Here is an 11,850-nt window from a genome sequence, read left to right on the forward strand (position 1 = left end):
CTGGACGCGGCGATGGCCACCGACGCACCCCACCTCGTCCCCCTCGGCCGCCTCGCTGCCGGTCCCGGTGCTCGGCTGCGCGGTGAGGTGCCCACCATGTTCCGTGGGCTGGTGCGCGGCGGACGGCGGATGGCCGCCACCACCGCGGCGGGGGCCGGGACGGCCGTCGCGCTGGCCGCCCGGCTGTGGGAGCTGCGGGAGGCGGACCGTCTGCGTACCGTCGTCGAGATGGTCCGTAACGAAGCCGCGTCCGTCCTCGGACACGCCTCCGCGCAGACCATCGGCGCGGACCGCGACTTCCACGACCTCGGGCTCGATTCCCTCACGGCGTTGGAGCTGCGCAACCGGCTGACCGAGGCAACCGGCCTGCGGTTGCCCGCCACCCTCGTCTTTGACCACCCCACCCCCACCGCGCTCGCCACGCACCTCCTCGCCGAACTGCTCGACGAGAACGGAGCGGTGCGCCTGCCCGCGGCGGTGGCCACCGCGGCCGCCGACGACCCGATCGCCATCGTCGGCATGGCCTGCCGACTGCCCGGCGGTGTCGACTCGCCCGAGGACCTGTGGGAACTCGTCCGTGAAGGCCGGGAAGGGATCGCCGACTTCCCCATCGACCGGGGCTGGGACCTGGACACTCTCCTGGGCGAAGGACTCGGTCCGGACGGACGGGGCCGCAGCGCCACCGCCAAGGGCGGTTTCCTGCACGGAGTGGCCGAGTTCGACGCGGGGTTCTTCGGGATCTCGCCGCGCGAGGCCCTCGCCATGGACCCGCAGCAGCGCCTGCTCCTGGAGACCTCCTGGGAGGCCATCGAGCGCGCCGCCATCGACCCGGCCGCTCTGCGCTCCACCGCGACCGGGGTGTTCGTCGGCACCGGCGGCCAGGACTACGTCACCCTCGTGATGAACTCCCCCGACGACATCGAGGGCCACGCCAGCACCGGTCTCGCGGCGAGCGTGGTCTCGGGCCGCGTGTCGTACACCTTCGGGTTCGAGGGCCCGGCCGTGACCGTGGACACCGCCTGCTCGTCCTCCCTGGTGGCCATGCACCTGGCCGCCCAGTCCCTGCGCAGCGGCGAGTCCACACTCGCCCTCGCCGGCGGCGTCACCGTGATGTCGTCCTCGATGGGATTCCCCGGCTTCACCCGGCAGGGCGGCCTCGCCACCGACGGGCGCTGCAAGGCGTACGCGGACGCCGCCGACGGCACCGGCTGGTCCGAGGGCGTCGGCGTGGTCGTCATGGAACGGCTCTCGGACGCCCGCCGCAACGGCCACCAGGTCCTGGCACTCGTACGCGGCTCGGCCATCAACCAGGACGGTGCCTCCAACGGCCTCACCGCCCCCAACGGGCCCGCCCAGCAGCGCGTCATCCGGCAGGCCCTCGCCAACGCGGGTCTGACGGCCGCCGACGTCGACGTGGTGGAAGGACACGGCACCGGCACCACCCTCGGCGACCCGATCGAGGCACAGGCCCTGCTGGCCACCTACGGTCAGGAGCGCGGCGAGGACGGGCAGCCCCTGCTGCTCGGCTCGCTCAAGTCGAACATCGGGCACACCCAGGCCGCAGCCGGTGTCGCCGGAGTGATCAAGATGGTCATGGCCATGCGCCACGACGCCGTGCCGCGCACCCTGCACGTGGACGCACCCTCCACGCACGTCGACTGGTCGGGCGGCGACGTGCGGCTGGTCACGGAGGACGTGCCGTGGCCGGACGCCGACCGGCCGCGCCGGGCCGCCGTGTCGGCGTTCGGGATCAGCGGCACCAACGCGCACACGATCATCGAGCAGGCCCCGCCCGCCGAGGAGCCGGCCGGTGCACCGGCCGCGGTGCCCGGCGCCGACCGGGGCGCGCGACCGGCCGGGGAACCCGCCGTGCTGCCGTGGGTGGTGTCCGGCAGGACCGAAGCCGCACTCGCGGCACAGACCGACCGGCTGACCCCGTCGGCCGCCGAGCTGCCCGCGCTCGACGTCGCGTACTCGCTGGCCGCGGGACGCGGCACGTTCGAGCACCGGGCCGTGCTGGTGGACGGCGCCGAGATCGCTCGCGGGGCGGCCGGGGAAAGCCGGGTCACGGCCGTGCTGTTCTCCGGGCAGGGCTCCCAACGACTGGACATGGGAAGAGAGTTGTACGCACGCTTCCCCGTCTACGCCGAAGCTTTCGACGCGGTGTGCGCGGCCCTGGACGAGCACCTCGACCACCCTGTCCGCACCGTCGTGTGGGGCGAGGACCCCGCGGCGCTGAACAGCACGGAGTACGCCCAGGCGGGTCTGTTCGCCGTGGAGGTGGCGCTGTTCCGGCTCGTCGAATCGCTGGGTGTACGAGCCGAGTTCGTGGCCGGTCACTCGGTGGGCGAGATCGCCGCCGCGCACGTCGCCGGGGTGTTCGCTCTCGCCGACGCGTGTGCGCTCGTCGCGGCGCGCGGCCGGCTGATGCGGGACCTGCCCGAGGGCGGCGCCATGCTGGCCGTACAGGCGACCGAAGAGGAGGTGCGGACGCTGCTGCTCGACGGCGACGCCGTACCGGACGATGCCGGACCGGTGTCGATCGCAGCCGTCAACGGGCCCAATTCGGTGGTCGTTTCCGGCGCGGCCGACGCAGTGGCACGGGTCGGCGCGCACTTCGGGGCCGAAGGCCGCAAGGCGACCCCGCTGCGCGTGTCGCACGCCTTCCACTCACCACTGATGGACCCGATGCTGGAGGAGTTCCGGGCCGTGGCCGCCCGAGTCGCCTTCGCCGAACCGCAGTTGGCGTTCGTGTCGAACCTGACCGGCGCCGTCGCGGAGCCGGGCCTGGTCTCCACCCCGGACTACTGGGTGCGGCACGTCCGCGACACCGTCCGCTTCGCCGACGGGATCGGCGCCCTGCGCGACGCCGGGGTGTCCGCCTTCCTCGAACTGGGCCCCGACAGCACCCTCACCGCCGCCGTCCGCACCGTCCTCGACGCCCAGGACGCCGCCTGCGTCGCCGTGCCCGCCCTGCGCGCCGGGCGGCCCGAGGAGCGGGCCCTGGTCGACGGCCTCGCCCGACTGCACGTCGAGGGAGTGCGCGTCGACTGGGCGCGGCTCTTCGACGGCACCGGTGCCCGGCCCGTCGACCTGCCCACGTACGCCTTCCAGCGCGACCGGCACTGGCCGCGTACCGGCCCCGCCGTACGACCCGGGGCCCCCGCGGCCGACCCGGCCGACGCGGAGTTCTGGACGGCGGTCGAGGGCCAGGACCTGGCCGCCCTGGCCACCGACCTCGACGTGGACGGCGAAGCGCTCGGTGCCGTGCTGCCGGCGCTGTCGAACTGGCGCCGCCACCGTCGTGACCAGGCACTGCTCGACGCCCTGAGGTTCCACGAGGTGTGGCAGCCGATGCGTGAGACGGCGGGCGGCGCACCCGCCGGCACCTGGCTCGTGGTCATGCCCGCGGCAGCCGCGGACGACAGCTGGACCGCCTCGGTGCGGGAAGCGGCCGGGCCCCAGGCCCTGCACCTGACCGTCGACCCGTTGGCCGACCGGGCCACTGTGGTCGCTCAACTGAAGCAACTCCCCTCTCCCGACGCTGGTTTCGCGGGGGTGCTCGCCCTGCCCGCTCCGGCCGCGACCGCCGTCGTGGCGACCGCCGAACTCTTCCGGGCCCTGGCCGACGCCGGGATCGCGGCACCCCTGTGGTGTGCCACCCGGGGCGCGGTCTCCGTGGCCCGGACCGAAGACCTGCCCTGCCCCGAACAGGCGGGCGTCTGGGGACTCGGCCGGGTGGCCGCCCTGGAGCACCCGCAGCGCTGGGGCGGTCTCATCGACCTGCCGGACACGCTCAGCGCACGGGCCGCCGGCCGGCTTGCCGCCGTCCTGGCCGGTACCGGCGGGGAGGACCAGGTCGCGGTGCGCGACACGGCCGTGTACGTACGACGGCTGGTCCCCGCACCGGCCGGTTCACCGGACGCGGGCTGGCAGCCCGCCGCCGCGCACCCCGACGGCACGGTGCTGATCACCGGCGGTACCGGCGGCCGGGGCAGCAGCACGGCCCGCTGGCTCGCGGCCGAGGGCGTACGCCGTCTGCTGCTCGTCGGCCGTCGCGGTCCCGACGCGCCCGGCAGCGCCGCGCTCGTCGCCGACCTGCGTGCCATGGGTGCCGAGGCCACCGTCGTGGCCTGCGACACCGCCGACCGCGACGCGCTGGCAGCCGTACTGGCCGACATTCCCGAAGCGCACCCGCTCACGGCCGTGGTCCACGCGGCCGCCGCCGTTGACGACGGGGTCCTCGACGACCTGACACAGGACCGGCTGACCGCCGTACACCGGGCCAAGGTGCTGAGCGCACTGCACCTGGACGAACTGACCCGTGACGCCGACCTGTCGGCGTTCGTGCTCTTCTCGTCCGTGGCGGGCGCCGTCGGCACTCCCGGACGGGCGGCCGTCGCCGCCGCGAACGCCGTCCTTGACGCGCTCGCCCAGCAGCGCCACGCCCGGGGCCTGCCCGCGACTTCGCTCGCCTGGGGCGCCTGGATGGACGGCGAGCCCGCCGCGTCCGAGACACAGGCGGGCGGCGCCGCACGAGGCACGGGCGTCCCCGCCATGGCCGAGCCCCGGAGCGGCACGGCCACCGACGAGACGCAGCCGCGAAGCGCCGCTGCGACCGGGACACCGACGCGAAGCGCTGCCGCAGCCGCCGCCTCCCCGGCGCAGACCGCAGGCACCGCCCGGCGCACCGGCGTCCCGGCCGTGCATCCCGAGCTCGCGGTCGCCGCCCTGCGCCAGGCCGTCACCCGGCCCACCCCCACCCTGATCGTGCTGGACCTGGGCCAGCCGCAGGTCCTGGACACCCTCGTCGGGCTGCGCGGCAACCCACTGCTGGCCGAACTTCCCGCCGCCCGGCGGGCCATCGCCGACGCCAAGACGGCCCGCGAGGACATCACCTCGCAGGCGCACGAACTCACCCTCAGGCTGCGGGCCCTGCCCGCCGCCGAGCGCCTTACCCTCCTCACCGACCTGGTGCGCACCCACGTCGCGACGGTCCTCGGCCACAGCGGCAAGGCGGCCGTCTCCGCCGAACGCAAGTTCCGCGACCTCGGGTTCGACTCGCTCACCGCCGTCGAACTCCCCGCCCGCCTCAACCTGGCCACCGGACTCAAGCTGTCCGCCACGGCCGTCTACGACTACCCGACCGCCACCGGCCTCGCCGCGCACCTGCTCGCCGAACTCCTCGGCGGACAACAGTCGGACGGCGCGTCCGCCGACGTGACCCGGGTCGCCCTCGACGACGACCCGATCGCCATCGTCGGCATGGCCTGCCGGCTGCCCGGCGGCATCCGCACGCCCGAGGAGCTGTGGCAACTGGTCTCCACCGGCGGCGACGGCATCGAACCGTTCCCCACCGACCGGGGCTGGGACCTGAAGACCCTCGGCGCGGGAGACCCCGAAGGACGAGGCCGCAGCGCCACCATGAAGGCCGGATTCGTCGCCGGTGTCGCCGACTTCGACGCGGGCTTCTTCGGGATCTCCCCGCGCGAGGCCCTCGCCATGGACCCGCAGCAGCGCCTGCTCCTGGAAACCTCCTGGGAGGCCGTCGAGCGGGCCGGCATCGCGCCCGACTCCCTGCACGGCAGCCGCACCGGGGTGTTCGTCGGCACCAGCGGCCTGGACTACGCGACGCTGATGATGAACTCCCGGGAGGACATCGGTGGCCACGCGGGCACCGGCCTCGCTTCCAGCGTGCTGTCCGGCCGCATCTCGTACACCCTCGGACTCGAAGGCCCCGCGGTCACCGTCGACACCGCCTGCTCCTCCTCCCTGGTGGCCCTGCACTCCGCCGCCCAGGCACTGCGCGGCGGTGAGTGCTCGCTCGCCCTGGCCGGGGGAGTCACCGTGATGGCGACCCCCGTCGGCTTCGCGGGCATGACCATCCAGGGCGGCCTCGCCGCCGACGGCCGCTGCAAGGCGTACTCGGACGCGGCCGACGGCACCAACTGGTCCGAGGGCGTGGGCATGCTCGTCCTGGAACGCCTCTCCGACGCCCGCGCCCACGGGCACGAGGTGCTGGCGCTGGTACGCGGCTCCGCCGTCAACCAGGACGGTGCCTCCAACGGCATCACCGCCCCCAACGGCCCTTCCCAGCAGCGCGTCATCCGCCAGGCCCTCGCCGCGGCCGGCCTGACCGCCGCCGACGTCGACGCCGTCGAGGGCCACGGCACCGGCACCGCCCTCGGGGACCCGATCGAGGCGCAGGCCCTGCTGGCCACCTACGGACGGGGCCGCGACCCCGAGCGGCCGCTGCTCCTCGGCTCGCTGAAGTCCAACATCGGGCACGCCCAGGCCGCCGCAGGTGTGGCCGGCGTGATCAAGACCGTCCTCGCGCTGCGGCACGGCGTCCTGCCCAAGTCCCTGCACATCGACGAGCCCTCCACGCACGTCGACTGGACCGCCGGGGCGATCGACCTGCTCACCGAGGCCCGGTCGTGGCCCGAGGTGGGCCGCCCCCGGCGGGCGGGCGTCTCCTCGTTCGGGATCAGCGGCACCAACGCCCACACGATCATCGAGCAGGCCCCGCCCGCGGAACTCCCCGACCCGGCGTGCGAAGCGCCGTCGGTGAAGACCACCGCCGTGCCGTGGCCGGTGTCGGGTGCCACCCCCGCGGCCCTGGACGAGCAGCTCGCCCGCCTCACCGAGGACGTAGCGGGCCGCGACCCCCTCGACGTCGGCCACTCCCTCGCCACCACCCGCACCGCCCTCGCGCACCGCGCGGTACTCCTCGACGGCACGGAGGTCGCCCGCGGCGAGGCGGCCGGTCACTCCACCGCCTTCCTGTTCTCCGGACAGGGCGCGCAGCGGCTCGGCATGGGCCGTGCACTCCACGCCCGCTTCCCGGTGTTCGCCGACGCCTTCGACGCCGTGTGCGCGGAACTCGACCCGCGCCTGGAACGACCGCTGCGCGAGGTGATCTGGGGCACCGACTCCGAGTCGGCCGACGGGACGGCGTACGCCCAGACCGGGCTGTTCGCCGTGGAGGTGGCCCTGTTCCGACTGCTCGGGTCACTGGGCGTACGTCCGGACTTCGTCGCGGGGCACTCCGTCGGCGAGATCGCCGCCGCCCACGTGGCCGGGGTGCTGTCGCTGGCCGACGCGTGCACACTGGTCGCGGCGCGCGGCCGGCTGATGCAGGCGCTGCCCGAGGGCGGTGCGATGCTCGCCGTACAGGCGACGGAAGAGGAAGTCGGGCCGCTGCTGGGCGAGTCGCTCTCGATCGCGGCGGTCAACGGCCCGTCCTCCGTGGTCGTGTCCGGCGCCGAGGACCAAGTGGACTCCGTGCGGGCCCACTTCGCGGCACTGGAGCGCAAAACGACCCGGCTGCGGGTCTCGCACGCCTTCCACTCCCCGCTGATGGACCCGATGCTCGACGACTACCGGGCCGTCGTGACGACACTCGCCTTCGCCGAGCCGCAGATCCCGCTCGTCTCCACCCTCACCGGCGCAGCGGCTTCGGCCGAACAGCTCCGCGACCCCGCGTACTGGGGCAGGCACGTGCGTGAGCCCGTCCGCTTCGCCGACGCGGTGCACACCCTGCGCGACGCCGGGGCCTCCGCCTTCCTGGAGGTGGGGCCCGACGGCACCCTCGCAGCCCTGACCCCGCAGAACCTCACAGAGGACGCCGAGAGCTGTGTCTGCGTCTGCGCGCTGCGGGCCGCCAGGCCCGAGGAGGACGCCCTGATCACCGCCCTGGCCCAGCTGTACGTCAGCGGTGTGGCAGTCGACTGGCCGCGGCTCTTCGACGGCACCGGCGCCCGCCGCACCCCGCTGCCCACCTACGCCTTCCAGCGTGACCGGTACTGGCCGCGCCCCGCGCCCCTGTCCGGGGACGTGACCTCGGCCGGGCTCGTGCCCGCCGAACACCCCCTGCTCGGCGCGGCCGTCCCGCTCGCCGGCGCCGACGGCGTGCTGTTCACCAGCAGGCTGTCCCTCCGCGTCCACCCGTGGCTGCTCGACCACCGCGTCGACGGCAGTGCCCGCTTCCCCGACACCGCCTTCCTCGAACTCGCCGTCCAGGCGGGCGACCAGGTCGGCTGCAGCCACCTGAAGGAGTTCGCCGTCACCGCGCCGCTGCTGCTCGACGGCGCCGAACCGGTCGTCCAGGTGTGGGTCGGCGCCCCCGACGGGGACAGCGGGGACCGCACGGTCGCCTGCTACGCGCGGCCCCACGACGCGGCCGGCGACGCACCGTGGACCCGGCACGCCACCGGCACCCTGACCGCGCGGCCGTTCACCGCACCGGCGGCCCCGCTGGTGTGGCCGCCGACCGGCGCAGCCGCCGTCGACCTCGAAGGCTTCTACGGGTCAGGCGCACCCGGGCCCGTCTTCCAGAACCTCACCGCCGCCTGGCTGCACGGTGAGGAAGTCTTCGCCGAAGTACGGCTGACGGACGAGGCCGCCGACGACGCCCGCTACTTCGGCCTGCACCCGGCACTGTCCGCCGCGGCCCTGCACGGCGCCGTCCTGCTCGGCATCGGCGCCGAGGACCGGCTGCCAGGCCCGCGGGCCTGGAGGGACGCCACCTTGCACGCGGGCGGCGCCTCGGTGCTGCGGGTCCGGCTGACCCGGTCCGGCGAGGACACGGTCCTCATCGGCGCGTACGACGCCGAAGGTGCCCCCGTCCTGTCCGCCGCCTCGGTCGCCCTGGCCGCCGAGGAGGACATGACCGGACCGGCCAGCTCGAACGAACACGCACCGCTGTTCCACGTGGAGTGGATCGCCGCCGACACCGAGAGCGCCCCTTCCCGGGAGCCGCGCGCCCTCACCCTCGGCGCCGACGACCCCTACGGCCTCGGCGCCCGCGCCACCTCCCTCGCCGAACTCGCGGCGTCCGGCGGCCAGTCGCCCGACCTGGTCGTGGTTCCCCTGCCCGCCTGCACCGGCGGCGAGGTGCCGGAGGCCGTCCACGCGCTGACGGGCCGGGTACTGGCCCTGGTGCAGGAGTGGCTCGACAATGAGCGGTTCGCCGCCTCCCGTCTCGTCTTCGTCACCCGCCGGGCAGTCCGCGCCGCCGCCGACGACACCGTGACCGACCTTTCGGGCGGGTCCGCGTGGGGGCTGGTGCGCTCGGCGAACTCCGAGCACCCCGACCGGTTCGTCCTCCTCGACACGGAGGAGGACACGGACGTCGCCGACGCCCTCACCCACCTTTCGGGACCCCTTGCCGCCGGCGAGGCCCAGTTCGCCGTACGCGGCGGAACACTGCACGTCGGCCGGCTCGCCCGGCTGGCCACGGCCCCGAGCCTGCTGCCGCCCGCCGGAGCGGGATGGCGGCTCGACCTGCCCGAGGGCGGCGGCGCCGACGAGCTGCGGCTCGTGCCCTGCTCCGACGGGGCCCGGCCGCTCGCCGAGGGCGAGGTGCGCGTCGCCGTCACGGCGGCCGGCCTCACCCGCGAGGCTCTCGAAGAGGCAACCGGCGGACCGGCCGCCCGCATCACCGGCACCGTCAGCGAGACGGGCCCCGGCGTGACGGGACTGCGGGCCGGTGACCGCGTGAGGAGCGTGGAGCCGGTCGCGGTCGGCCCCCTCGCGGTCCTGGAACAGAGCGGGCTCGCCCCCGTACCGGACGGCTGGACGTGGGCACAAGCCGCTGCCGCCCCGATCCCGTACGACATCCAGGTGTACGACATCCAGGCGTACGACATCCGGCACGCCCGGACGGCACTGCTCGCCCGCACCCCGGACGAGGAGCCCCTGCAGAGCACCGTGCTCACCATGCCGCCCGCCTGGAACCCCGAGGGCACCGTCCTCGTCACCGGCGGCACCGGCGCGCTCGGCCGCCACCTCGCCCGCAGGCTGGCCGACCGCGGCGTACGGCACCTGCTGCTCACCAGCCGCCGCGGCCCGGCCGCACCCGGCGCCGCCGAACTCGTCGCCGAACTTCAGGCCCGGGGCGTCAGCGTCACCGTCACCGCCTGCGACACCGCCGACCGGCAGGCCGCCGCCGGACTGATCGCGGGCATCCCGGCCGCGCACCCGCTCACCGTCGTGATCCACACGGCCGGTGTGCTGGACGACGGCATCGTCACCGCACTCACCGCCGAACGCCTCTCCGACGTACTGCGGCCGAAGGTCGACGCGGCCTGGAACCTGCACGAGGCCACCCAGGACCTCCCGCTCGCCGCCTTCGTGACGTTCTCGTCCATCGCCGGCCTCATGGGCAGCCCCGGCCAGGGCAACTACGCCGCCGCCAACTCCTTCCTCGACACCCTCGCCGACCACCGCGCGGCCCTCGGGCTGCCCGGCACCTCCCTGGCCTGGGGCCCGTGGGTCCAGGACGACGGCATGACGAGCGAGCTCAGCGACACCGACATGCGGCGCATGCAGTCCGGCGGCATGCCCCCGCTCTCCATCGACCAGGGCCTCACCCTGTTCGAGAGCGCCCTGGGCTCCGCCGAACCCCTCGTCATTCCGATCGGGCTGACCGGCGCGGGAATGCGCCCCCAGGGCGAAGTCCCGCCGCTGTTCCGGGGCCTAGTACGCACCGCCCGGCGGTCCGCCGCCAACACGGCCGGCGGCCAGGACGTCGCCGCCGACCTGACCCGCCAGCTCATCGCCCTCAGCGAGAAGGACCGCCTGCGCCACCTCACCGACCTGGTGAGGACCGAGGCCGCGACCGTGCTCGGCCACGCCTCGGCCGCGGAGGTCGACGCCGACCGGGACTTCTACGAGCTCGGCTTCGACTCGCTGACCGCCGTCGAACTGCGCAACAAGCTCGCCGCGGGCACCGGCATGAGGCTGTCCGCCACGGTCGTCTTCGACAACCGGACGCCCGCCGAACTCGCCCGCTGGCTGCGCGGCGAACTCGCCCAGCAGACCCCGGCCGAGGACACCGCGGGCGGCGGGGCGACCCTGGGGCTCGCCCCCGGCGAGTCGGAACCCGGCTCCCTGGAACGGCTGTTCACCGACGCCCTGGCCACCGGAAAGGTCACCGAGGCCCAGCGCATGCTGGCCGCCGTGGCCGCACTGCGCCCCACCTTCGAGGCCTCGGCCGAACTGGAGGACCTGCCCCACGCCTCCGCCCTCTCCGAAGGACCGGCCGCCCCGAAACTGATCTGCGTCAGCGCGCCCACCGCCAATGCGGGTGTCCACCAGTACGCACGGCTCGCCGCGCACTTCCGGGGCAAGCGGGCGGTGTCGGCACTGCCCCTGGTCGGCTTCGAGACCGGGGAACGGCTGCCCGCCACCCCGGAGGTCGCCACCCGGGTGATCGCCGAGAGCGCCCTGCGAGAGGCGAACGGCAAACCGTTCGTCCTCGTCGGCCACTCCTCCGGCGGGTCCTTCGCCTACGCGGCGGCCGGACTGCTGGAGCACACCTGGGGCATCAAGCCCGCAGGCGTGGTGCTCCTCGACACCTACAGCTTCCAGCACAACGACGGCGAAGGCGTCGACTATCAGGGCATGATGCGCCTCAACTTCGCGGGCGGCGGCACCTCGGCCGGCTCGGCGGAAGGATCGGTGGTCCGGCTGACGAGCGCCCGGCTGTCCGCCATGGGCCGCTGGATGGTTCTGCTCAGCAGGCTCCAGGTGCAGCACACCAGCGCCCCCGTGCTCCTGGTGAAGTGCGCCAAACAGCTGTACGGAGCGGACGACCGGCCGATCGAGCAGCAGCCGTCGGTGCAGAGCGCACCCCTGGTCGCCGGAGCCCACGAGCGGCCCGTGGACGCCGATCACCTGTCGATGATCCGGGAGGACTCGGCACGGACCGCACAGATCATGGAGGAGTGGCTCACCGCGCACGCGCGGACCGAGCGGGCCGACCAGGGCTGACCCCTCCGCCGGACCGGCGCACCGGACACCCTCCCCCGGGGGGTCCGGTGCGCCCCGTGTTCCGCTTCCCCGCGG

General features: G+C 74.7%; 1 protein-coding gene. It reads left to right on the forward strand.

Annotation, left to right across the window (positions count from 1 at the left end; translation table 11 throughout):
• Positions 1-12: 12 nt before the first annotated feature.
• Entirely contained in the window at positions 13-11,775 is an 11,763-nt protein-coding gene (locus IE269_RS41850) for a type I polyketide synthase (protein ID WP_318299699.1), read from the forward strand.
• The last annotated feature ends 75 nt before the right edge of the window (positions 11,776-11,850 follow it).

It is taken from the genome of Streptomyces spiroverticillatus (assembly GCA_014650415.1).
In the GTDB taxonomy this organism is placed as follows: domain Bacteria; phylum Actinomycetota; class Actinomycetes; order Streptomycetales; family Streptomycetaceae; genus Streptomyces; species Streptomyces spiroverticillatus.